Source organism: Herbaspirillum rhizosphaerae (assembly GCF_046025915.1).
In the GTDB taxonomy this organism is placed as follows: domain Bacteria; phylum Pseudomonadota; class Gammaproteobacteria; order Burkholderiales; family Burkholderiaceae_D; genus Herbaspirillum; species Herbaspirillum rhizosphaerae_A.
The window spans coordinates 145,696-170,137 of record NZ_JAQQFR010000010.1; the positions used below are offsets into that span (position 1 = coordinate 145,696).

18 protein-coding genes are annotated in these 24,442 nt (G+C 57.0%); 13 read left to right on the forward strand and 5 right to left on the reverse strand.

The features are described 5' to 3' along the window. Positions 1–22 precede the first annotated feature (22 nt). Positions 23–1,369: an MFS transporter gene (locus PQR63_RS16130; RefSeq protein ID WP_408169013.1), complete on the reverse strand. Its 1,347-nt coding sequence runs from the start codon at positions 1,367–1,369 to the stop codon at positions 23–25. Between the two features lie 174 nt (positions 1,370–1,543). Here PQR63_RS16130 and cyoA point away from each other — a divergent pair, with 174 nt between their 5' ends. From cyoA to PQR63_RS16165, 7 genes are all read left to right on the forward strand, one after another. Then, a complete protein-coding gene (gene cyoA, locus PQR63_RS16135; RefSeq protein WP_408169014.1) occupies positions 1,544–2,545 on the forward strand; it encodes a ubiquinol oxidase subunit II in 1,002 nt (333 codons plus the stop codon). A 105-nt stretch (positions 2,546–2,650) separates the two neighbouring features. After that, the gene (cyoB, locus tag PQR63_RS16140) at positions 2,651–4,654 is read left to right on the forward strand and encodes a cytochrome o ubiquinol oxidase subunit I (RefSeq protein ID WP_408169015.1); all 2,004 of its coding nucleotides are present in this window, start codon (positions 2,651–2,653) and stop codon (positions 4,652–4,654) included. Next, entirely contained in the window at positions 4,647–5,282 is a 636-nt protein-coding gene (gene cyoC / locus PQR63_RS16145; protein ID WP_408169016.1) for a cytochrome o ubiquinol oxidase subunit III, read from the forward strand. The genes cyoB and cyoC overlap by 8 nt, the downstream gene beginning before the upstream one ends. Continuing rightward, positions 5,279–5,749, forward strand: a complete 471-nt coding sequence (cyoD, locus tag PQR63_RS16150) for a cytochrome o ubiquinol oxidase subunit IV (protein WP_408169017.1) — start codon at positions 5,279–5,281, stop codon at positions 5,747–5,749. The genes cyoC and cyoD overlap by 4 nt, the downstream gene beginning before the upstream one ends. Positions 5,750–5,897: 148 nt before the next feature. Beyond that, positions 5,898–6,644 carry an SURF1 family protein gene (locus PQR63_RS16155; RefSeq protein WP_408169018.1) on the forward strand — a complete coding sequence of 249 codons (747 nt, stop codon included), beginning with the start codon at positions 5,898–5,900 and terminating at the stop codon, positions 6,642–6,644. 55 nt (positions 6,645–6,699) lie between these two features. After that, positions 6,700–8,100 carry an ATP-binding protein gene (locus PQR63_RS16160; RefSeq protein WP_408169103.1) on the forward strand — a complete coding sequence of 467 codons (1,401 nt, stop codon included), beginning with the start codon at positions 6,700–6,702 and terminating at the stop codon, positions 8,098–8,100. Continuing rightward, positions 8,090–8,626, forward strand: coding sequence for a response regulator transcription factor (locus PQR63_RS16165; protein WP_408169019.1), 537 nt, complete (start codon positions 8,090–8,092; stop codon positions 8,624–8,626). The genes PQR63_RS16160 and PQR63_RS16165 overlap by 11 nt, the downstream gene beginning before the upstream one ends. Before the next feature lie 26 nt (positions 8,627–8,652). Here PQR63_RS16165 and PQR63_RS16170 read toward each other — a convergent pair whose 3' ends face one another. Together PQR63_RS16170 and PQR63_RS16175 are read right to left on the reverse strand one after the other, a co-directional pair. Beyond that, on the reverse strand, positions 8,653–10,761 hold the full coding sequence (locus tag PQR63_RS16170) for a hybrid sensor histidine kinase/response regulator (protein ID WP_408169020.1): 2,109 nt from the start codon (positions 10,759–10,761) through the stop codon (positions 8,653–8,655). After that, entirely contained in the window at positions 10,751–12,268 is a 1,518-nt protein-coding gene (locus PQR63_RS16175; RefSeq protein WP_408169021.1) for an ATPase domain-containing protein, read from the reverse strand. The genes PQR63_RS16170 and PQR63_RS16175 overlap by 11 nt, the downstream gene beginning before the upstream one ends. Positions 12,269–12,625: 357 nt before the next feature. Between PQR63_RS16175 and PQR63_RS16180 the strand changes: the two genes are divergently transcribed. Both PQR63_RS16180 and PQR63_RS16185 read left to right on the forward strand, forming a co-directional pair. Further along, entirely contained in the window at positions 12,626–13,060 is a 435-nt protein-coding gene (locus PQR63_RS16180) for a response regulator (protein WP_408169022.1), read from the forward strand. Between the two features lie 157 nt (positions 13,061–13,217). Continuing rightward, positions 13,218–14,324: an ATP-binding protein gene (locus PQR63_RS16185; protein WP_408169023.1), complete on the forward strand. Its 1,107-nt coding sequence runs from the start codon at positions 13,218–13,220 to the stop codon at positions 14,322–14,324. A gap of 34 nt (positions 14,325–14,358) precedes the next feature. Here PQR63_RS16185 and PQR63_RS16190 read toward each other — a convergent pair whose 3' ends face one another. Together PQR63_RS16190 and PQR63_RS16195 are read right to left on the reverse strand one after the other, a co-directional pair. Then, positions 14,359–14,604 carry a hypothetical protein gene (locus tag PQR63_RS16190; protein WP_408169024.1) on the reverse strand — a complete coding sequence of 82 codons (246 nt, stop codon included), beginning with the start codon at positions 14,602–14,604 and terminating at the stop codon, positions 14,359–14,361. 144 nt (positions 14,605–14,748) lie between these two features. Further along, positions 14,749–14,946 (reverse strand): hypothetical protein, encoded by a 198-nt coding sequence (locus PQR63_RS16195; protein WP_408169025.1) that lies wholly within the window; start codon positions 14,944–14,946, stop codon positions 14,749–14,751. A 292-nt stretch (positions 14,947–15,238) separates the two neighbouring features. Between PQR63_RS16195 and PQR63_RS16200 the strand changes: the two genes are divergently transcribed. From PQR63_RS16200 to treS, 4 genes are all read left to right on the forward strand, one after another. After that, on the forward strand, positions 15,239–15,466 hold the full coding sequence (locus PQR63_RS16200) for a dodecin (RefSeq protein WP_408169026.1): 228 nt from the start codon (positions 15,239–15,241) through the stop codon (positions 15,464–15,466). Positions 15,467–15,844: 378 nt separating this feature from the next. Next, positions 15,845–17,410 (forward strand): glycogen synthase GlgA, encoded by a 1,566-nt coding sequence (glgA, locus tag PQR63_RS16205; RefSeq protein WP_408169027.1) that lies wholly within the window; start codon positions 15,845–15,847, stop codon positions 17,408–17,410. A gap of 24 nt (positions 17,411–17,434) precedes the next feature. After that, positions 17,435–20,956 carry an alpha-1,4-glucan--maltose-1-phosphate maltosyltransferase gene (locus PQR63_RS16210; RefSeq protein ID WP_408169028.1) on the forward strand — a complete coding sequence of 1,174 codons (3,522 nt, stop codon included), beginning with the start codon at positions 17,435–17,437 and terminating at the stop codon, positions 20,954–20,956. 1 nt (position 20,957) lies between these two features. After that, positions 20,958–24,428 (forward strand): maltose alpha-D-glucosyltransferase, encoded by a 3,471-nt coding sequence (gene treS / locus PQR63_RS16215; RefSeq protein ID WP_408169029.1) that lies wholly within the window; start codon positions 20,958–20,960, stop codon positions 24,426–24,428. Positions 24,429–24,442: the final 14 nt, after the last annotated feature.

Here is a 24,442-nt window from a genome sequence, read left to right on the forward strand (position 1 = left end):
TTTTTCTTATACGCTTAAAAGATCAGCGAACATCCAGTGCGCGGTTCACGCTCAGCGCCGCCAGCGAGCAGACTGCACCCGACAGCAGATAAATGCTCACGTAAGCCAAGCCAAAGTGTGCCGACAATCCCAGCGCCACCAGCGGAGCAAAACCAGCGCCGACCAGCCATGCCAGATCGGACGTCAACGCCGCACCGGTGTAGCGATACTTCGCAGGGAAATTCGCAGTCACAGCACCTGCAGCCTGACCGTACGACAAACCGAGCAGGGCGAAGCCCACCAGAATGAAGATGTCCTGGCCCGTGTCGCCACCGTTGATCAGCGTCGGCACGAAGCCGCTCAATACGGCGATCAAAACCGCCAGAGCGCCCAGCGTGGTGCGGCGACCAAAGCGATCCGCAATCGGACCCGACAGAACAATACCCACCATCATCAGGACGGCGCCGAATACCTGCACCATCAGGAAGTCACTCATCGAACGCATCGAATACAGAGAAATCCAAGACAGCGGGAACACCGACACCAGATGGAACAACGCATAGCTGGCCAGAGCGGCGAGGGCGCCGATGATCAGGTTACGGCCCTGTGTACGGGTGATATCGACGACGCTGGTCGGTTCCAGTTCACGTTCAGCCAGCAGGCTCGAATATTCTTCCGAGGCGACCAGGCGCAGACGGGCAAACAACGCAACCACGTTGATGGCGAAAGCTACATAGAACGGATAGCGCCAACCCCAGTCGAGGAAGTCTTCATTGCTCAGGTTGCCGATCAGATACGCAAATACCAGGCCGGCAACGATAAAGCCGACCGGTGCGCCCAATTGGCCGAGCATGGCGTACCAGCCGCGCTTGTTCTTCGGCACGTTCATTGCCAGGAGCGACGGCAAACCATCCCATGATCCGCCCAGCGCCAGGCCTTGGCCGATACGCAGCAGCGAAAGCAGAACAATCGCGGTGAAACCAAGATGCTCATAGGTCGGGAGGAATGCGATACCGGCCGTTGACAGACCCAGCAGGAACAGCGCCAGCGTCAGTTTGACCTCTCGCCCCAGTTTTCTTTGTATTGCCATAAAGATAACGGTGCCGAACGGTCGCGCAAGAAACGCAAAGGCAAAAATGGTAAATGCATAGAGCGTGCCCTCAAGGCGTTGCTCAAAGGGGAAGAAAATTGTGGGAAAAACCAACACTGAGGCTATGGCATACACGAAGAAATCGAAGTATTCTGAAGCCCTTCCGATGACCACGCCGATTGCAATATCACCTGGCGCAATCACTGGATGATCAGATTTGGCATTATCAGAACCACCGACAGGCGTATTTGCAGAAAATTTGCCAGGATGTTCAGGGTGATGAATATGAGTGCTAGCCATGATCATTGTCTCTCTTTCTTGGTTCGGTCTGTGACGCCGCTACGTTCCGCGAAGACATTGTCGATTTTTTGTTATGTACCTGGACAGCTGGGTAGGACAAATTGTCCAATCGCCAATGCTTTACGGTAAGTGTACATTAGCATGATTTGATAGCTCCGACTGGACTTTCCCTGCATGTTTTCACATCTCATTCGCCGCGGATTCATTTTTCTGCCTGCAATTTTGTTGGCTGGCTGCAACACGGTAGTCTTGAATCCCTCGGGAGACATCGCCAGCCAACAAGGCAGGTTGATCGTCATTTCCACTATCCTGATGCTGCTCATCATCGTTCCGGTGATTGTGCTGATCGTCCTTTTTGCCTGGCGCTACCGCCAGAGCAATACGGCAGCCCGCTACGAACCTGACTGGGATCACTCGACCCAACTCGAACTGGTCATCTGGGGCGCGCCTCTGCTGATCATTATCGCGCTCGGCCTGCTTACCTGGATCAGCACCCACACGCTCGACCCGTACCGTAAGCTGTCGCGCCTCGATGCGCAGCGCCCGATCCCTGAAAACGTCAAGCCGCTGACCGTTGAAGTTGTCGCGCTGGATTGGAAGTGGCTGTTCATCTATCCGGAGCAAGGTATCGCTACCGTGAACGAACTGGCTGCACCGGTCGACCGGCCTATCGAATTCAAGATTACTGCTTCGACAGTGATGAACTCGTTTTATATCCCGGCACTGGCAGGACAAATTTACGCAATGCCGGGCATGCAGACCAAACTCAACGCCGTCATCAACAAGCCGGGAGAGTTTGAAGGCTTCTCCGCGAACTACAGCGGTGCAGGTTTCTCGGACATGCGCTTCAAGTTCCATGGCGTGAGTGATGAAGACTTCGACGCCTGGGTCAAGAAGGTCAAGTCCAGCGGCGGCGCTCTGCAACGCGCTCAATATATCGCGCTGGAAAAACCAAGCATCAAGGATCCGGTGCAGCACTTCAATGCTGTCGACGGCACACTGTTCCATGCGATCCTGAACCGTTGCGTCGCTGAAGGCCAGGCCTGCATGGATCAGCAGATGATGACCGACAAGAACGTCAAGGATGAAGGCAAGGGCGAAAAGACTGAAAAGGGCGCTGCCAAGGCAGCTCCGCAGGAAGTCGCCATGGCAGCCGGCCAGCACCACCATGAATAATCAATCGAAAGAACAGCCGGCGGCAGCGATGTACGCCATCGGCAAGTGTGTCATGCAAGCTGCAATGCATGACGCCGCGACCTTCTTTTTCAGCGGAAAGTAACGATGCTAGACCATATTGACATGACCAAGCTGATCTTCGGCCGTCTCAGCTGGGAAGCGATTCCCTTCCATGAACCCATCCTGCTGATAACCTTTATCGGCGTGCTGATCGGTGGCGCCGCCGTACTCGGTGGCATCACCTATTTCCGCCTGTGGGGCCCGTTGTGGCGCGACTGGATCACCAGTATCGATCACAAGAAAATCGGCATCATGTATGTCATCCTCGGCATCGTCATGCTGCTGCGCGGCTTCGCTGATGCGTTGATGATGCGTGCGCAACAAGCGCTGTCCTTCGGCGATTCGGCCGGCTTCCTGCCGCCGCATCACTACGACCAGGTCTTCACCGCCCACGGCGTGATCATGATCTTCTTCGTGGCGATGCCGCTGGTGACCGGTCTGATGAACTACGTTGTGCCTTTGCAAATCGGCGCACGCGACGTGGCTTTCCCGTTCCTGAACAACTTCAGCTTCTGGATGACGACATTCGGCGCCGGCCTGGTCATGGCTTCGCTGTTCGTCGGCGAATTCGCCCGTACCGGCTGGCTGGCCTATCCACCGCTGTCGGGTATCCTCGGCAGTCCTGATGTGGGGGTGGACTATTACATATGGTCATTGCAGATTGCCGGGGTAGGGACGCTGCTATCAGGGATTAATCTGATCGCCACCATCGTCAAGATGCGTGCGCCAGGCATGAACATGATGAAGATGCCCGTCTTCACATGGACTGCACTGTGCACCAACGTGCTGATCGTCGCTGCTTTCCCGATCCTGACCGCTGTTCTGGGCATGCTGTCGCTGGACCGCGTGTTCGGCACCAACTTCTTCACCAACGATCTCGGCGGCAACGCCATGATGTACGTGAACCTGATCTGGATCTGGGGTCACCCAGAGGTCTACATTCTGATTCTGCCTGCTTTCGGCATTTTCTCGGAAATCGTCTCGACCTTCAGCGGCAAGCGTCTGTTCGGCTACACCTCGATGGTGTATGCAACAGTCGTGATCACCATCCTGTCCTACCTGGTCTGGCTGCATCACTTCTTCACCATGGGTTCCGGGGCGAGCGTCAATTCGTTCTTCGGTATCACCACGATGATTATTTCGATCCCGACCGGCGCAAAGATTTTCAACTGGTTGTTCACCATGTACCGCGGCCGCATCCGTTTCGAAGTGCCAATGCTGTGGACCATCGGTTTCATGATCACCTTCGTGATCGGCGGTATGACCGGCGTGATGCTGGCTGTTCCTCCGGCCGACTTCGTGCTGCATAACAGCCTGTTCCTGATTGCTCACTTCCATAACGTGATCATCGGTGGTGTGGTGTTCGGCATGTTCGCCGGTATCAACTTCTGGTTCCCGAAGGCTTTCGGTTACAAGCTGGACGATTTCTGGGGCCGTTGCAGCTTCTGGTTCTGGTGCATCGGCTTCTGGGTTGCCTTCACACCGTTGTACGTGCTGGGCTTCATGGGCGTTACCCGTCGTATGAGCCACTTCGAAGATCCTTCGCTGCAAATCTGGTTCCAGATCGCTGCGTTCGGCGCCTTCCTGATTGCTCTGGGTATCGGCTCGTTCATCATTCAACTGGTGGTCAGCTACCTGCGCCGCGACAAGCTGCGCGACACAACCGGCGATCCATGGGGCGCCCGTACTCTGGAATGGTCGACTTCGTCGCCACCGCCGGATTACAACTTTGCGTTCACTCCACGCGTGCATGACAACGATGCGTGGGCTGACATGAAGGCCAACGGTTACACCCGTCCGCAGGAAGGTTTTGTGCCTATCCACATGCCGAAGAACACCGGTGCAGGCTTCATTATTGCCGCGTTGAGCGCAGTGATCGGCTTTGGCCTGATCTGGCAAATGTGGCTGCTGGCAGGCGCTGGTTTCATCGCCCTGATGGCTGCGATCATCACACATACCTTCAATTACAAACGCGATTACTACATTTCGGCCGACGACGTCGTCCTTACTGAAGCCAACCGCACACGCTTGCTGGATAGCCATGTCTGAGATTTCCCATAACTCCGCCGCAACCATGGACGCATCGCCTAGTTCGCGTTACTTCGTCAAGGAACATCATCCCGAAAACGGCACCTTGCTCGGTTTCTGGATGTACCTGATGAGCGACTGCCTGATCTTCGCCTGTCTGTTCGCCACTTACGCCGTGCTCGGCCGCAACTATGCGGGCGGTCCGACCGGCGCCGAGCTGTTCGATCTGCCACTGGTGGCGATCAATACTTCCTTGCTGCTGTTGTCGTCGATCACGTACGGCTTCGCCATGCTGGAAATGCAAAAGAAGAAGGTCAAGACCACGCTGATCTGGCTGGCCGTCACCGGCTTGCTGGGCGCCGGTTTTATCTATCTGGAACTGTATGAGTTCATCCATCTGATCCATGAAGGCGCAGGCCCGCAACGCAGTGGCTTCCTGACTTCGTTCTTTGCACTCGTCGCAACCCACGGTCTGCACGTCAGCTTCGGTATCGTCTGGCTGATCACGCTGATGTTCCAGATCAATAAGCATGGCCTGACACCTGAAAATGGCCGTCGCCTGATGTGCCTGTCGATGTTCTGGCACTTTTTGGACGTGGTCTGGATTGGCGTCTTCACCTTTGTTTATCTGATGGGAGTCCTGCCATGAGCGCGCCACAACATCAATCCCACCCATCGCATGCCGAGAAATACGGTCATGAGGACGGCTTTGACGTCCACCATCACGACCATACGGCAGACCACGGCAGCCTGAAGAGTTACACCATCGGCTTCGTGCTGGCGGTGATCCTGACAGCGATTCCATTCTGGCTGGTCATGGGCAACGTGATCGAGAAGTCGAGCACTGCAGGTTTTGTTCTGCTCGGCCTGGCTGTCGTTCAGATCGTCGTGCACATGATTTACTTCCTGCACATGAACTCCAAGTCCGAAGGCGGCTGGACCATTCTGGCCCTGATCTTCACGATCATGGTCGTGGTTATCATGCTGGCTGGTTCGCTGTGGGTCATGTATCACCTGAATCACAACATGATGCCAGGCATGAGCCAGGATCTGATCCAGGAAGCCGTACCGGGTTCGATGCAAAACATGCAGCACAGCATGCCTGGCATGAAGTGATCTGTAGCTGATTTGCATCTTCCCCGCATCTTCTGAGTATCGTTCAGTGACAGATAGTCAGTCTCCAGGGCGCGCCGCAGCTTCTGCAACAATGGAAGCCACGGCGCGCCCTCGGTCTTCCGGGCTGCGCATTTTCTTAGCGCTATCCATGCTAGTCGTTTTCCTCGGCTTCCTCGTACTTGGCACCTGGCAGGTCAAGCGCCTGTTCTGGAAGCTCGATCTGATCGAGCGTGTCGATCGCCGTGTTCACGCCGCGCCCGTTGCTGCACCGGGGCCGGATACCTGGCCATCGATTACCGCTGACTCCCACGAATATCTCCACGTTCACACTGCCGGCACGTATTTGTATTCGCAAACTGCGCGCGTACAGGCCGTCACTATCTACGGCAGCGGTTATTGGCTGCTCACGCCGCTACGTGCCGCCGACGGCACGATCATCCTCATCAACCGTGGCTACATCGCCACGGGAGCACGTGACGTAAAAGAGGGGGCAAACGACGGTCCCGCGGAGGTGAACGGCCTGTTGCGGATCAGCGAACGCGGTGGTGGTTTCTTGCGCCATAACGACCCTGCCGGCGACCGCTGGTTTTCACGCGACGTGCAAGCCATCGCTGATGTACGCAAGCTCAACAATGTCGCGCCTTATTTTGTTGATGCCGATGCCGCCTCCAATGGTTCCGCGCAGCAAGACGGACGCGCAACGGCTAGAGCGGCCGGCGAACCCATCGGCGGTTTGACAGTAATTGCTTTCCCCAACAACCACTTGGTTTATGCTCTCACCTGGTACGGACTGGCGTTGATGACGGCCGGTGCCGGCTTCTGGGTCATGCGCGACGAAAAACGCCGCCGCGCAGCCCGATCCGACCAGGAAAGCAATAATGGCAAGCAAGGCTGACAATACGCATTACCTCACCGATAACAACGTTCCACCGCCTCAGCATGCTGAAGTGATGGACGGCTTATTTCCACTCGGTCTGGATAAATCCTCCCGCACGCCTGACCGCGCCGCCGGCCACAAGAACATGCTGCAACTGATCCAGTTGCGCTGGATCGCCGTGTTTGGTCAGATCACCACTATTATTGTGGTGATTTTCGGCTTTGACATTCATTTGCCGCTACCGCATATGCTGGAAGTGCTGGCCTGTCTGATCGCCTTCAATATCGGCAGCCACCTGCGCTGGCATGAGCGTCCCTTCGTCACCAATCGTGAACTTTTCCTGGCCTTGCTGGTGGACGTGGCCACGCTGACGGCGCAGCTCTATCTTAGCGGTGGTGCGACCAATCCTTTTGCCTTCCTGTATTTGTTGCAAATCATCATCAGCGCCGTGCTGCTGGCCGCCTGGTCAACCTGGACCATCGTGGTCATCACCAGCCTGTGTTTTGCCGGGTTGTCGCAGTTTTCGATACCGCTGTCGCTGCCGCCGGATCATGGCAACGGCGTCTTCAGCCTGTATGTCGAGGGCATGTTGATCTGCTTCATTCTGATTGCAGCCTTGCTGGCCATCTTCATCACGCGCATCAGCAGCATCCGTCGCGCCGGCGATGCGCAGTTGGCCGCATTGCGCCAACGTGCTGCCGAAGAGGATCACATCGTTCGCATGGGCCTGCTGGCGTCGGGCGCTGCGCATGAGCTCGGCACGCCGCTGGCCACCTTGTCGGTGATTCTCGGTGACTGGCGGCGCATGCCCGAATTCAGCAGCAATCCGGAATTGCTGGAAGAAATCAGCGAAATGCAAATTCAGCTCCAGCGCTGCAAAACCATCGTCAGCGGCGTACTGCTGTCGGCAGGGGAAGCGCGCGGAGAGTCATCGGTCAAGACGACGCTCAATACCTTCCTGAGCGATATCGCAGAGGAATTCCGCACCACGCGCCCGATTGTCGCCTTCGATTTTGAGAACCATATCGGACAAGACATGCCAGTCGCCTTCGACTCGGCGCTCAAGCAAATGATTTGCAACGTGCTTGATAACGCCCTCGAAGCTTCGCCGCGCTGGTTACGCCTGACTGCCACGCGCGAGGAGGGGATATTGAACCTGATCGTCGACGATACCGGTCCCGGTTTCGTGCCCGGCATGCTGGATCAGTTGGGCAAGCCGTATCAATCCACCAAGGGCAAGACGGGTGGTGGTCTGGGATTGTTTTTTGTGGTCAATGTCGCTCGCAAACTTGGCGGTGCCGTCACTGCCCACAATCGCGAAGAAGACGGTATCATCGCGGGCGCTACGGTCAGCCTGACCCTGCCACTGTCTGCAATCAGCCTGGAAGCCGATGCACCGGCAGTGGGTGACGGCGCTGATACGCAAAAAAATCCATCAGAATCCACGAAAGAGAATTTGCAACATGTCCACTGAGCGTCTGCTGCTGATCATCGAAGACGACGCGGCATTTGCACGCACGCTGGGACGTTCGTTCGAGCGGCGCGGTTACCGCGTGCTGCTGGCCGCCAGCCAGGAACAAGCCGAAGCACTGCTCAAACAACACAATCCCGGTTACGCCGTGGTTGACCTCAAACTCAATGGCAATACCTCCGGTCTGTCCTGTGTGCAGATGTTGCACCAGCATGATGAAGCCATGCTGATTGTGGTGCTGACCGGTTTTGCCAGCATCGGCACGGCGGTCGAAGCCATCAAGTTGGGTGCCTGTCAGTACCTTGCCAAACCATCCAATACCGACGACATCGAAGCAGCCTTCGGCCATGTCGCCGGCAATACCGAGGTCGAGTTGACAAACCGTTCGACGTCAATCAAAAACCTGGAATGGGAGCGCATTCACGAGGTGCTGGTGGAGACCGATTTCAACATCTCCGAAACGGCACGCCGGCTCGGTATGCATCGGCGCACACTGGCGCGCAAGCTGGAGAAGCAGCGCGTGAAGTAAATGAGTGCAGATGATTTCGTGTCCGCTCAGGGATGTCCCAAACCAGCGGAATGCAATTGTTCTGGAGCAGGGTGAGCAAGCATGGCGCGTTTGACACTGCCGGCCAGTTCTGAAATCTGAAAAGGCTTGCGCAGTACGGCATCCAGGCTAATGACCTTTTCCACGGCCTGCATGTCCGCATAACCGGTGGCCATGAGAATAGGCAGATCAGGATGGCGTGCACGTGCAGCTGCAATGACTTCCGCGCCGTTCATACCAGGCATCAGAAAATCCACAATCAGCAGGTCGAAGCGTCCCGCCTGCAATTTTTCCAGACCGAACCAACCGTTTTCCGCCTGTTCCACCGTGTAGCCGAGAATCTCCAGGCATTCAACAATGAATTGCCGGACCTCGTCGTCATCCTCGACCACCAGAATATTGCCGCTTTCTTTGGAGACCAGTTCGTGATCGATTGACTCCGGATAATGTTCGTAAGTGGGCAGGGTTCCGGCTACAGGCAACCAGATTTCCACGGTCGTGCCTTTGCCGACGACACTTTCGATACGCGCCTGGCCACCGGACTGATCGGCGATACCATACACTTGGCTCAAACCTAAGCCGGTACCTTTGCCCACCGCCTTGGTGGTGAAGAACGGGTCGAATACTTTGCTCAGAATGTCTTGTGTGATGCCTGTACCGGAGTCCTTGACGGCAATCACGACGTACGTGCCGGCCTTGAGCACGCCGTCCCGCGTGTCACGCTGGTGCACCTCGATAGCAAGGTTTCCGCCATCCGGCATGGCGTCGCGCGCATTGATGGCCAGGTTCAGGATTGCCATTTCGATCTGGTTCGCATCGGCGATGGCGCGTGGTAATGCGGCGGGGATGTCGACCGTGATGTTGATGCCTGTACCCACCGAGACGGCAATCAGATCTTTCATGCCATCAATGACCACCTCAATATCCACCGGCTTGAGATCTAGTGTCTGGTTACGTGAGAAGGCCAGCAACTGTCCGGTCAGCTTGGCGCCGCGCTTGGTGGCATTGCGCGCCGATCCGGCCATGCGCTTGATGCGTTCGTCGGCAGACAGGCGTTCGATCAGATCGACGTTGCCGATGATGACATTGAGAAGATTGTTGAAGTCATGCGCAATACCACCGGTCAGGCGGCCAATGGCTTCCATTTTTTGTGCCTGCACCAGTGCGATCTGGGTACGTTCGCGCTCTGCCATCTCGCGCATCAGGCGATCGTTGGCCAGCGCCAGCTCGGAGGTGCGTTCTTCGATGCGCGCCTCCAGTGTTTCGTTGAACTGCTGCAGCGCGCTCTGGCTTTCCAGCAGACGATTTTCTGCTTCGCGGCGCTCACTGATATCAAGCGAGACACCCGCCATGCGCACCGGCACGCCGATCCGATTGTGCATGGTCTGGCCGCGAATTTGCACCCAATGCACCGATTGATCCGGCCAGACCACTTTGTACTCGATAGCGAAGTCCTCGTTGGACATCATGGCGGCTTCAATGACATCGAGATGGCGCTGGCGATCCTCTGCATGGATAGCTTGCAGTAGATCGTCGTAAGTGAATTCACTCTCGGGAGCGATGCCAAAATGCCGCTTGCATGTCTCAGAGACAATCAAAACTGAGGAGTCCAATTCCAGACTCCAGGAGCCAAGTCTGCCGGCATGCAATGCCAGGCTCAGGTGTTCCTCTGAGCGCGCCCGTTCGTGCAGATGACTGCGGCTGAGATATTGGCGGCGGCGTGCACGCAGTGCAGAGACGCTGGCGCGTACCAGCGTTTCGACATTGACGGGACGCTCCAGAAGAATCATGTTGATGTGTCCCTCCAGTACCTGGAGAGACGAGCGTCGTTCCGGCCCGCGCTGACGCGCGCTGAGGATCACAAAGGGAAAGTCGGACCAGGATTCCTGCGCCTCTACCCAGCGGTTGAGCGTGCTGAAATCCGCGCCGATAAGCGCTTCCTCGGTAATCAATGCCGCGCCCGCGCCCGCAGATAGCTCATGCAATAGCGTCGGGTAGTCCGGACAGACGGTACACCTTATGCGTTCATCCGACAGCGTCTGTACAATCACTTCTGCATCGCGGCCATGCGGAGCGAGGATCAGGATGCGTTCTTCAAGCGAAGAATCAAGCGGCATTGTTCAGCATGGGCGTTTTGCCACGATAGGATGGCAAGCCGCTCATGATGCCCTCAAAGTCCTGCAGCGGTTCACCGATCTGCAGACCGTGACGGGCGCTGAGACGAAACTCGTGAATCGTTCTTGCATGATGATTGGTGCGGCTCTTGATTACCGAGACGGCAGTTGAAATATCGCCATGCGCCTCGAAGAAACGGAACATCAGGATGGCATCGCTCAGATAGCTAAGATCCACATCCGAACGAATCTCACCAACCAATCCGTGTTGGCCCAACACCAGCAATGCAGTCACACCTTGCAGGCTCAGATAAGTCAGTACCTCATGCATCTGCAGCAACAGGAATTTTTCTCCCGGCATGGCTTGCAGATAGGCATTTAAACTGTCGATGGCGATAAAGCTGCGATCTTCCTGCTCGACGGCCTGACGGATTCTGCTGGCGAATTCTCCCGGGGACATTTCCGCAGGATTGATCTGGTACAGCGTCAGGCTGCCATCGGCGATATAGGATGAAATATCCATCCCCAGCGCGCGCGAGCGGATGAGCAGGGTGCCGATGCCTTCGTCGAACAGATAGTAAGCCGCACGTTCACCGCGTTGGAGAGCGCTCAATATGCAGCGAATCGTGGTGGTTGTCTTGCCGACGCCGGATGGCCCGCTCAGCAAGGTATTGGTGCCGCGTACGAGGCCGCCGCCGAGCAGGGCGTCAAGTTCGGGAACGCCGCTACTGACAACCGCGTCGTCAAAATCGATGGCGTGTTCCGACGCCACCAGTCGCGGAAACACCCGCATGCCACCAGTTTCCAGCAAAAAATCGTGATAGCCGCCGCTGAATTTGATGCCGCGCATTTTGACTACACGCAAGCGACGCCGTTCGGAGCCGAACTCCTGCGCGATCTGTTCCAGGCTGATGACGCCATGGGCAATACTGTGCAATTGCAGATCGCCGGGATCGCTGGTGCGATCGTCCAGCATCAGTACGGTACAGTTGCGCGTCGCAAAGAAATGTTTGAGTGCCAGAATCTGGCGCCGGTAGCGTAGCGGGTTCTGCGCCAGAAGACGCATCTCCGACAAACTATCGAAGATGACGCGCGATGGCCGCAGTTCATCCACGCGTGCCATCACAGCCCTGACGGTTTCGCCGAGTTCGACTTCGGATGGGTGCAGGATGGACTGTTGGTAGTCCGGATTGAGGTCTGCTTCGTTAATCATTTCGAAGAGAGACAATCCTTCCAGCGACCAGCCGTGGGACGCGGCGACGGCTTTTAGCTCGGACGCCGTTTCGGACAGGGTAATGTAGAGACCGGATTCACCCTTTGCTGCGCCCGTCAGTAGAAACTGCAGGCCGAAGGTAGTTTTTCCGGTACCGGGAGTGCCTTCAACCAGATAGAGGCGATGTGCAGTCATGCCGCCGGCGAGCACGGTATCGAGGCCGGCGATACCGGTTGCAGCGCGGTCGGAGTAGGCTGGAAGGCGACCTGAAGTGAGGTTATTTTTGTGTAGATCCATCACATGAATGTCGTTTGAGTTGACAAAATAAAACGTCTTTTTATGATGGCTTACTTTAGCAGCAAGGACTTTTCAACCCTGTAAGATGACTCCTGAAACCTTTGTAAGACAATTTGAAGTCACGGCGCAAAGCCTCGACAGTAAAGACTTTGTTGGTTTTTCGGGGGAAACGTCTTTTTGAGGACGGCACGTGAATTTGCAGCGGGGATGCTTTACTATCGAGGCTGTAAACTGCGCAGGGACAGTCGCCGTACGAGGCACATGAACACCGCAGGCCCCTTACGCACAGGCCGCATGACGGTACGGCACAAAAAGTGCGCTTCAAAAAATAATGCTGTACAGACAACACTGGCAAACATGATGACAAGTTTATCGACTCCTTTATCCACGCCGTCAGCGACCGACGACAATCCCGGTCTGCACATTCTGGTGGTGGAAGACAACCTCGACTCGCAACAGTTGGTTTGCGAACTCCTTGGCGCGCTGGGGCATCATGCTCAAGGCGTCGGTAGCGGCGAACAAGCCCTTGCCGTGCTGCAGCAGGAGTCCTTCGATGTCTTGTTCACCGATATCAGTCTGCCGGGCATGTCTGGCATTGAGTTGGCGCAGCAGATGAACGTCATGGCACCCGGTCTGAAAATCATTTTCGCCTCGGGCTATGGCGCTCAGATTAGCAAGAACGTCAGCGCTGCTTCGTTTTCACTACCCAAGCCCTACGACATTGATCAGTTGCAAAGCATCCTCGACGGCATCAGCCGAGAACTGCAAGGCACAGGCGATCTGGCGCATTGATTGCGTGGCTGTTTTGATTTCTTGATTCTTGAGTGATCACCACATCGCAACCAGTCACAACATTACCTTCAACGCATCGCAACCAATACACCGCGCTGATACTTGACAGCACCAGCGGCATCACAAGTCATCAGTCACAGGAGGCGCTATTAATACCTTGGAAGTTCTTGCGGATCTGGTCGAGCGCAATCGGGAAAATATCCTTGTCCGTTGGCGCCATCAGGTGCGCGCCTTGCCCTCGGCAAAAGATCTCAGCATCCCCACGCTCAACGATCACGTACCTGCGTTGCTGGACGAGATCTCACTTGCGTTTCGACGCAATTCCGACGAATCCATCGCCGAAGTGCTAGCTAACGGCACACCGCCCGAGCACGGATTGCAACGTCTGCACAATGGCTATCTGATCGAAGAGGTCGTTGCTGAGTACAATTTGCTGCGCGGCTGCATCCATGACCTGGCCAGTCAGCATCAGATCAACCTGCAGGGTAAGCCTTTCCATGTCATGAATCTGGTGTTTGATAGCGCGATCGGCCTTGCGGTACAGACGTTTTCCATCAACCGGGCGCTGGAAGTGCAGCGCCGCCGGGAAGAATATCTTTCCTTCGTTGCTCACGATCTGCGCACGCCATTGAATGCCGTCGCCTTGGCGTCGAAAGTGTTGGAGGCCACGTTTACCTCCGCGTTGCCCGATCATCGTGCAGCACGCATGATCAAAGTCTTGCAGCGCAATGTGCAGAGCATGTCGGCACTCGTTGCCAAGGTGATCGAAGAGAATGACAATCTGCGAACCGAAAGTGGCGTCAAGCTGGAACGCCGGGACGTCGACTTGTGGCCGCTCATCGAGAGCATGGTCTACGACCTCAATCCGGTGGCCGGTACCGGTAGTACGCGCTTGCTCAATGATGTGCCGGAAGAACTGGTCATCTATGCCGATGCCGACTTGTTACGCCGGATGATGCAAAACCTGATCGCCAATGCCATCATGCATACCCCGCAAGGTGAGGTCGTCATCGGCGCAGCGCCGACACCTGACGGTGGTGTCGAGTGCTGGGTCAGCGATAACGGCATGGGTATTTCCAAGGACAGGCTGGACTTGATTTTTGAAAAATTCGAAACCGAAACCAAGGAGATGGGCGGCCTCGGGCTAGGACTGGCGATTTTCAAAACCTTCGTCGAAGCCCATGAGGGTACGCTAACGGTCGACAGCGAAGTCGGGCGTGGCTCGCGCTTCAGCTTCATCCTGCCGGGCCGCGCTCAACGCTGAGCTTCGCAAAGTCGTCGCAAGCCGTCCGGGCTTTTTAGCCATCGCTTTGCGGCGCATTTCCCTCAAAGACATCAAAGGCCTCGTCTTCGTGCTTGGGCGGAGCCGCCGGCGCCGTGCCTTTGATGGTCTTATCCTCACTACGCTTTCCACTTTCCAGCGTCTTGCGGGGACGAGAGGCTTCCGGCTTGTCTTTCGGCAGTTCTTCCGGTCTGTCCCGCAATTCCGCCTGACGGTGATTGCGGCGGGCTTGTTCATGCTCCTGATGTGATGCGTGAGACATGTTTACTCCTTCCGAAAGTTAAAACACCGACACGCGGCGCGAGGCTGGGTGTCGGTGCAGAGTCGTTCTTCAGCCTGTTCCGCTGTCTTGCTTGTTATGCGCTGCCGGATTGTGCTGGTCAGCACGCCGTGTTCAGCAATATGCTCAGTGTTTTTCTGTCAGTGGCTTGTTGTCGTCTGTATCGAGCACGTCGGCAAAACCGTCAACCCCTTCGATCCCGGCAATGCGGATCGTCGTGCGGTGACGAGCCTGCTGAACTTCGGCTTCGGCAGCATTGGCTTGCGAGGCTTGTTGTGGCTGGGTGCCGCCAATTGTCGTGTGGTTCGAAGTAGATTTGGCCATGATGCGCTCCCTAAAATGAGTAAGAAAAATGAGAAAGACGGCTGAGAAAGACGGAAATTTCCGTTGAAGCCAGATTAAGCCTCGCGGTACTCGCACGCCATCAGCCGTCGCCGCATACCGGCGTAAGACGAACGGCAACTAATTTTCTCCTACAGGGCTTTGAGGTACTCGCTTATAGGCGTGTTCGACCTCGCTGCCTAGCCTGAAGTTACGTTGGGACAGCTGGCCGCCTTGGTGTGCTGGTATTTGCTCCCCAGTCCGAGTTCTCTCAATCCCGTTCAAGGAGTTCACCATGAATCAATCCGTCACCGGCGGCAACCATAGCTACAAGATTATCGAAGTCGTCGGCAGTTCAGAGCAGGGCAGCGATGATGCCATCCGCAACGCCATCAGAGAAGCAGGACGCACGCTCAACAATCTCGACTGGTTTGAAGTCATCGGACAGCGAGGCCATATTGACGGCGACAAGGTCGCGCATTTTCAGGTCTCACTGAAACTCGGTTTTCGTATCGAAAGCTAGGCAACGGCCGCCTGGTAAAAGACATCGGCGAAGCAGGGCAGCAAGTTCAGGTTTGCAGCTCAGTTTTCCGTATGCGGATTCCGGACGACACGCCGGTAGGAGGCATCCTACAGCGATATGCGCCGGTGTCCGATGGTTCACTGCAACATGATTGGATAACGTAAGGCCTGTAGAGAAAGGCAACGTCTGCAAACAACAACGACAACCCGGACGCTGATGCTTGGCGGTGACGTGACTCCAGAGATCGATTCAGTTGACTCATTTGACTACTCATTTGACTAAATTGATCCTGGCATCCAGACCATATAAGCATCGCGCTTTGCTTTCTGAAGATGAATTTCCAATCCATGAAGACAATCCATAAAACGGGGTGATCAATTGCAAGCACGCGTCCTCTTAGTCAGTTCCGAAGCCGTTCCCCTGGTAAAAACGGGCGGCCTTGCCGATGTCATCACTGCGCTGGCCGTCAGCCTGCGCAAGTGCAACATCGACGCTTCCATTCTCATGCCCGGCTACGCGGCAGCCATCGTCAATGCGGCGAATGCTGCCACCGAGCCATTGACGCCGATTGCCTTGCTGCGGCCATTGCCCGGCGGCCCGGCGCGCTTGCTGCAAGGGACCATGCCCGGCACCGACGTGCCGGTCTTGCTGCTCGACACCGAGCGCTTCAGCCAGCGCCGTGCTAATCCCTACATCGATCAGAGCGGGCAGGAGTTTTGCGACAACGCTATCTGTTTTGCTGATCTGGCGCATGCTGCCGTGGCGATCTGCGCCGGTGAAACCAGCTTGCCGGCACCGCATGTCGTGCACGCCAATGACTGGCATGCCGGCCTGATTCCGTTTTTGCTCAAGACAGCAGGTCTGCATCATATCGGTTCCATGCTGACGATCCACAACCTGGCTTTCCAAGGCAATTATTCATTCGATCTGGCCGCACAGCTCGGCTTGGCCAATCTGCCGGGCGACAGCATGGCAAGCCTTGAATACTGGGGCAAGATCAGCTATCTCAAAGCCGGCATCCAGCATGCCGACTGCGTCACCACGGTCAGCGAAACCTACGCCGCAGAAATCCTCACGCCGCGATTCGGCTACGGTATGGAAGGCGTGCTCAACGCGCGTCGCCACGTATTGCGCGCGATTCCGAATGGCATCGACAGCGACGTCTGGGATCCGCAAAACGATCCGCTGACGACCTCTTCATTTGAAATCGGCAAGATGCGCGGCAAGACGCTGTGCAAATGCGATCTGCAAAGCATGTTCGGCCTGCTGCCGGTTGATCCGTTTGCGCCTGTCGTGGGAATCGGCAGCCGCATGTCGCATCAAAAGATGGCCGACGTGGTGCTGGAAGCACTACCCGCCATTCTGAATCGCCATGAGCGCATGCAACTGGTCGTCCTTGGCTGCGGCGAACGCAGCTATGAAGAGGGTTTCCTCGATCTGGCACGCCGTTATCCCGGCCGCGTCGGTGTGCATATCGGCTATGACGAACGACGTGCCCACGCCTTGCATGCCGGCAGCGACATGCTGCTGCACCCCAGCCGTTTTGAACCCTTCGGCCTGACGCCTTTGTATGCGATGCGTTACGGCACCATCCCGATCGCCTCGCGCGTAGGCGGGCTGACCGACACCATTGTCGATGCCGGCATGCATGGTGCTGCGGTAGCCGGTGCGAGCGGTGTTCTGTTTGACGGTGAGCATGCGCAGGATATGGAAGCCGCCGTGGAACGTGCCTTCGATCTTCATCGGGATCGCGCCACATGGCAAACCATGCAACGCAATGCGATGGAAACCAATTTCGACTGGCCAACCTCTGCGGCAGCCTATATCGACGCGTACAAAAACATTGCAGCAGGCGAGGCCAAGGCGGCGTTCCGTACGGTGCTGCCTGCGACGACGTCGGCTGCAGCTTCCGCCGAAATGCAAGCTGATATGCAATCAGCCTAGTCTTGATACAAGTGAGAATGATCATTGGAAAACCACGTCAATGCGGAGTTTTCGCCGCGTATCTATTGCATCGATCCGACGCTGGTAGCTCGCGCCGGTTGGGCCGATTTGCTCGAACGCTGTGCCGCCATGGACTTCGATCACATTCTCCTGTGTGGCGACACACTGGTGGCAGACTTGTTTGCAGCGGGTGGCACCGCACCTGATGCGGCGTCTGGTGAAAACGGCAGCGTAACGAATCCTCTGGCCGACTTCGGCATGTGCAGCCTGGCGCAACTGGAAGATCTTGCGCAGCTTTGCACCGAATACCGTCTGCGGCTGTTGCTGGATCTGTCGCTGACGCGTATCAACGCAAACGACGAGACTTTGCAGCATCACCCTGACTGGTTCAATCCGGTCGGTGCGTCGGCAGCAGCCAGTGTTCCGGGCCGCGATGTCCTGCCGGATCCGCGTTATCCGGGTAAACAGTCGGGACCCAACACACCGCGGCTGGACGTGCCGGATGTTGCCGATTCTATGCTGGCATGGTGGCATGCACGCCTGGCGATCCTGATCGACGCTGGTGTTGCCGGTTTTTGCTGCCGTGAGCCGGCCAGTTTTCCAGCCGAATTCTGGTGCCGTCTGATCGCATCGACGCGAGAGCAACGGTCATGCAGCCATTTTCTCGCCTGGACACCAGGTTGCACACATCGTCAGTTGGACGAGATGGTGGGTTGCGGCTTCGATGCCGTTTTCTCTTCCGGTGCGTGGTGGGATTTCCGCGCGCCCTGGTATTTCCGTGAGTACGATAAGCTGGCCGCGATTGCGCCGGTGCTGGCTTTTCCTGAAGATCCTTTCGGCCCGCGGCTGGCACGCATCCATGGTTTTCGCGACAAGCAGACCCGTCGTCTGGGAGCGTTGAGGGCATTGCATTTCGCCACCGTCAGCGGTGCAGGCTGGTTGATGGCTATGGGATTTGAGTACGGTCTCACCGATGCATTGAGTGTTGCGCATCATGCCGGCAGCGCCCATCGCTTGATCAGTCCACAGGCGTATGCACAAGCGTGCGCCGATGCCGACTTTGATCTCAGCAAAGATGTTCTCGCTGCCAATCAGGCCATGGCCGAGCGCCGTATCGAAGGCGGTAGCCCGCATCTGCGGCCGCTCAGTGCGCCGGATGCGCCGTTGCTTCTCATCGAGCGCCGCGCCGCCAACGCCAGTCAACTGATCACCGTCAATCCGCAGCTTGATACCAGTGCACGTATCGGCGAGAGCGACTGGCAGCAACGCCTTGGCGGCAGCACCGTGCAATGGCATGGGGAAGGGCATCAGGTACCGCCGGGCGCCGTTCGCACGCTCGATCTGGAGACCCCGCCAGCAGTCGGCAGCGATCCCAACCGACGCAAAAAGCCGGTGCCGGACAAGGTACGCTCGACTCGCATCGCCATCGAACACGTGACACCTGCTGTGGATGATGGCCGCTTTGCGGTCAAACATACGGTCGGCGAACGTTTCATCGTCAGTGCCGATATCTTCATGGACGGCCACGATCATCTGGCCGCCTCCGTGCTGGTGCGCGCCGCTGACGAAAAACAATGGCATCGTATTCCCATGCATCACCATGACAACGACCGCTGGCAAGCAACCTTGTCACTGTCCAGGCTTGGCCGTCACTATTTTTGCATTGAAGCCTGGAGCGACGTCTACGAAACATTCCGCGACGGTCTCAAAAAGAAAACCGATGCAGGCGTCGATGTGCATCTGGAACTGGAAGAAGGGCGCTTGCTCATCGCCGGACTGGTTGAACAAGGACTGGAAAACGGCGTCGACGGCGTGGTGCTCGAACGCAGCGCCGCCTTGCTCAAAGCCCTGACGCCGCCCACGGTGACGAAGCCCGAAGCAGGCAAAAATACAAGCAACGCAAAGAATGTAAAGAATGTAAAAGACAGCGATGGTGTTGATGGGCTTGCCCCCGCCTATGCAGAACGACTGGCCATGTTGAGCGCGGACGACACCGCGCAGTTGGTCGAGCAATTGACCGAACTGGCTGGAGCACGTGCGTTTCTTGCGCGCAGCGCCGTCGAATATCCGCTGGAAGCGGAGCGCGCTGCGGCCACGTATTCCAGCTGGTACGAACTGTTTCCTCGTTCGCAGAGTGGCCGCTCGGACGTACATGGCAGCTTTGACGACGTCATTGCGCGTTTGCCGGCGATACGCGCGATGGGCTTCGATACGCTGTATTTCCCGCCCATCCATCCCATCGGCCAAACCAATCGCAAGGGCAAGAACAACAGCCTGACGCCGGATGCAAACGACCCCGGCAGTCCGTACGCCATCGGCAGCGCCGAGGGTGGGCACGACGCCATCCATGCGCAGCTCGGCACGCTCGATGATTTCTTGCGGCTGCGCGATGCGGCAGCGGATCACGGACTGGAACTGGCGCTGGACTTCGCCATTCAATGTTCGCCGGATCATCCCTGGTTGCGCGAGCATCCCGGCTGGTTCGCATGGCGGCCGGACGGCTCAATGCGTTACGCCGAGAATCCACCGAAGAAGTATCAGGACATCGTCAATGTCGACTTTTACGCCGACGAGGCTATTCCCGATCTGTGGGTAGCCTTGCGTGACGTGGTGATGTATTGGGTGCAGCAGGGTGTGAATGTTTTTCGTGTCGATAATCCCCATACCAAGCCGTTTCCGTTTTGGGAATGGATGATTGCTGCGGTGCGCAGCCGTTATCCGCAGGTAATTTTTCTGTCGGAGGCGTTCACCCGGCCAAAACCCATGTATCGCCTGGCCAAACTGGGGTTTTCCCAGTCGTACACCTATTTCACCTGGCGCCACAGCAAGCAGGAGTTCATCGACTACCTGACCGAGCTGACCGCCGAAACCGGCGACAGCGCCCAGCCGCGCGATTTTTACCGGCCGCATTTTTTCGTCAATACACCGGACATCAATCCCGCGTTCTTGCAGCAATCGGGGCGTCCCGGCTTCCAGATCAGAGCCGCATTGGCTGCGACCTTGTCGGGTCTGTGGGGTGTGTATAGCGGCTTTGAATTGTGCGAGGCGCAACCGGTGCCCGGCAAGGAAGAATATCTCGACTCAGAGAAATACGAGATTCGCGCCTGGGACTGGGAGCGCCCGGGCAACATCATTGATGACGTCACACGGCTCAACCATATCCGCGCCGAGAATCCGGCCCTGCAAACGCATCTGGGTGTGCGTTTTCTGAGGGTATCGAATGACAAGATTTTGTATTTCGTCAAATCGACACGTCCGGCGACACGTCCAGCTTCGTCAACGCACGCAGGCAGCAGTCAGCCTGAGCCAACGCAATTTGGCGACAACGTTGTCTTGGTGGCGATCAATCTCGATCCGTTTCAGCCCCAACATGGCGAGATCGACTTACCTTTTGAAGGTTTCGGACTTCCCGACGATGCGCGTCTTCAGGTCGAGGACCTGCTGACGGAGCGCCGTTTCCATTGGACCGGCCGGCGTCAGTCGTTGAGCCTCGATCCCCACGTGCGCCCTTATGCCATCTGGCGTATTCGCGCAGGAGAGGCATGATATGGATATTCCCGTAAACAGTACCGTACTGCGCAATCGCGAACCGCCTGCCGGCGACAAGAAAGAACGTAGCGAGGCAAAAGACAGCAGGCAAAAGCCCAGCAAGGCCGAACGTGCGAAAGCCACGCGCGCGGGCAGGGCAGGTCTGCGTTTTACCGATGATCCGCTGTGGTACAAGGACGCGATCATTTATCAGATCCACGTCAAATCCTACTTCGACGCCAACGACGACGGCATCGGCGACTTTGCCGGGTTGATTCAAAAGCTCGACTACATTGCCGGTCTGGGCGTCAACACCATCTGGCTGTTGCCGTTCTATCCCTCGCCGCGCCGTGATGACGGCTACGACATTGCCGAATACAAGGGCGTCCATTCCGATTACGGCAACATGAGCGATGTACGCCGCTTCATCGCTGCAGCGCATGAGCACGGACTGCGCATCATCACCGAACTGGTCATCAATCACACTTCGGATCAGCATCCCTGGTTTCAGCGTGCACGGCAGGCAAGGGCCGGATCGGTGGCGCGCAATTTCTATGTCTGGTCGGACAACGACAAGAGTTACGAGGGTACGCGCATCATCTTCGTCGATACCGAAAAATCCAACTGGACCTGGGATCAGGTTGCCAAGGCTTACTTCTGGCATCGTTTCTATTCGCATCAGCCGGATCTCAATTTCGATAATCCGCAAGTGCTCAAGGCTGTGCTCAACGTCATGTCGTTCTGGCTGGATATGGGTATCGACGGCTTGCGGCTGGACGCCGTGCCGTATCTGATCGAGCGCGAAGGCACCAGCAACGAAAACCTGCCGGAAACTCACGCCATCCTCAAGCGCATCCGCGCCGAGATGGATCGCAAATATCCCGACCGCATGCTGCTGGCTGAGGCCAACATGTGGCCGGAAGATGTGCAGCAATACTTCGGTGACAGCGACGAATGTCACATGGCGTTTCACTTTCCGCTGATGCCGCGCATGTACATGGCGCTGGCCAGCCAGGATCGTTTTCCGATCACCGATATCCTGCGGCAGACGCCGGATATTCCTGCGGAATGCCAATGGGCGATTTTTCTGCGCAACCATGACGAGCTGACGCTGGAAATGGTGACCGATGCCGAACGCGATTATCTGTGGAATTTCTACGCACCGGATCGCCGGGCGCGCCTGAACCTCGGTATACGCCGCCGCCTCGCACCGCTGGTCGAACGCGACTGGCGCCGCATCCAGTTGCTCAACAGTTTTCTGTTGTCGATGCCGGGTACGCCGGTGATCTATTACGGCGACGAAATCGGCATGGGCGACAACATTCACCTGGGTGACCGCGACGGCGTGCGCACACCGATGCAATGGACGCTGGATCGCAACGGTGGCTTTTCACGCGCCGATCCTGCACGGCTGGTGTTACCACCGTTGATGGATCCGCAGTACGGCTATCAGACCATCAACGTTGAAGCGCAAAGCGATGACCGCCATTCCATGCTCAACTGGATGCGTCGCCTGCTCAGCGTGCGCAAGCAGCATCAGGCCTTCGGCCGTGGCACGCTGACGCTGATCTACCCAAGCAATCGCAAAATCCTGGCTTATCTGCGTGAGTACAGCGACCCTAAACAAGGCGGCACCACCGAGACCATTTTGTGTGTGGCGAACCTGTCGCAATCGGCGCAGGCAGTCGAGCTGGAGTTGTCAGCCTTTGCCGACCGGATTCCTATCGAGATGATGGGCGGCACGGCTTTTCCACCGATCGGCAAGTTGAATTATCTGCTGACCTTGCCGCCTTTCGGATTTTATTGGTTCTTGCTGGCGGCAGAAGCCAACATGCCATCGTGGTACGCCGCGACTCCAGAGCCACTGCCGGAATATGTGACCCTGGTCTTGCGCAACGGCGTGGAAGAGATCATGGAATCTCCTGCGCGCACCACGCTGGAACAAGAAGTGTTGCCGCACTATTTACTCAAACGGCGCTGGTATGCCGCCAAGCAAAAGACGATAGAAGCCGTATCGATGGTGGTAGCGACCACATTGCCGATGTCGAAAAACGTACCCGGCGCCTTGCCGGTGGTGCTGAGCGAAATTGAAGTCGAGACAGTCGCGCAAGGAGGCAATCAGTTACAACGATATTTGCTGCCGCTGGGCTTCATCCGCGAAGAAGACACCGTCTCGGCCTTGCCGCATCAACTGGCCTTGTCGCGTGTGCGACGCAACCGCCACGTCGGTTTTCTGACCGATGCTTTCGCCCTCGATTCTTTCATCATGACCGTTCTGGAGCTGCTGGCGGAACGCGCAGAAGTTCCGGCCGCGCAGGGACGCATGCTGTTCGCACCGACCGCCGCCTTCGATGCCTCCATCCTGAAAGCGCCGTTGCAATTACGCCGTGTCGCCCAGGAACAGTCGAATAGCTCGGTGGTCATCAATGACGCCATGGTCATGAAGGTACTGCGCCTGGTCAAGCCCGGCATCCATCCGGAAATCGAGATGGGCCGCTATCTGACTGAACACGGCTTTCCCAATGTGCCGGCGACGCTGGGTGAAGTCACCCGCATCAGCGAAGACGGCACACCGTATGCGCTGATCGTCTTGCAGCGTTATATCGACAATCAGGGTGACGCCTGGCAGTGGACCATGGATACGCTGGAGCGCGCAATCCAGAGCGACGCGTTGACCGATCCCGGCAATGCGCAACACTATCGCGACAACAGCAATATCGCATTGGCTGAGCTTGCGACCTTTGCACGTCTGCTTGGACAGCGTCTGGGCGAGATGCATACCTTGTTGGGTAAGCCCACCGACGATCCGGCTTTTTCACCGGAAACCGTGCGCACTTCCGTATCGCAATCCTGGGCGCAAGCTGCGGCAACCCAGCTCAATGCCGCCTGCGACATCCTGCGCAAGAAAAACGATTGGGTCACGGTCGACGAAGCCCGCCATGTCGGACGGTTGTTATCGCAACGCGAACCGCTGCTCAAACGCATCGAGCAATTGGCGCAGGCCGGGGAAGGTTCTTTGTGCATCCGTCTGCATGGTGACTTGCATCTGGGGCAGGTACTGATCGCGTTCAACGATGTTTTCATCATCGATTTCGAAGGCGAACCGGCACGTTCGCTGGAAGAGCGTCGCGCCAAGGGAAGCCCTTTGCGCGATGTTGCCGGTCTGATGCGCTCCTTCGATTATGCCGCCGCCTTCGGCCGCAATAGGGGCCCGGGCGATCTTGACGATGCCGCACGTGCGGGCAAGGAGCAGGTCTTGCGCCGGTTCGCACCGGAATGCCAGGCCGCTTTCCTGGAAGGCTATCGCGTCGGCAATCCGGCATTGGCGCATAGCTTGCCGCTGGCCGCGCAAAACGACTTGCTTGATTTGTTCACCCTGGAAAAAGCGGCCTACGAGATTTGCTACGAAGCGGCCAACCGGCCCGCATGGATGCATGTGCCATTGCACGGCATCTATGCCATCGCAAATCGTTTACTGGAAAAGAAATAGCACCAACGGGAGCA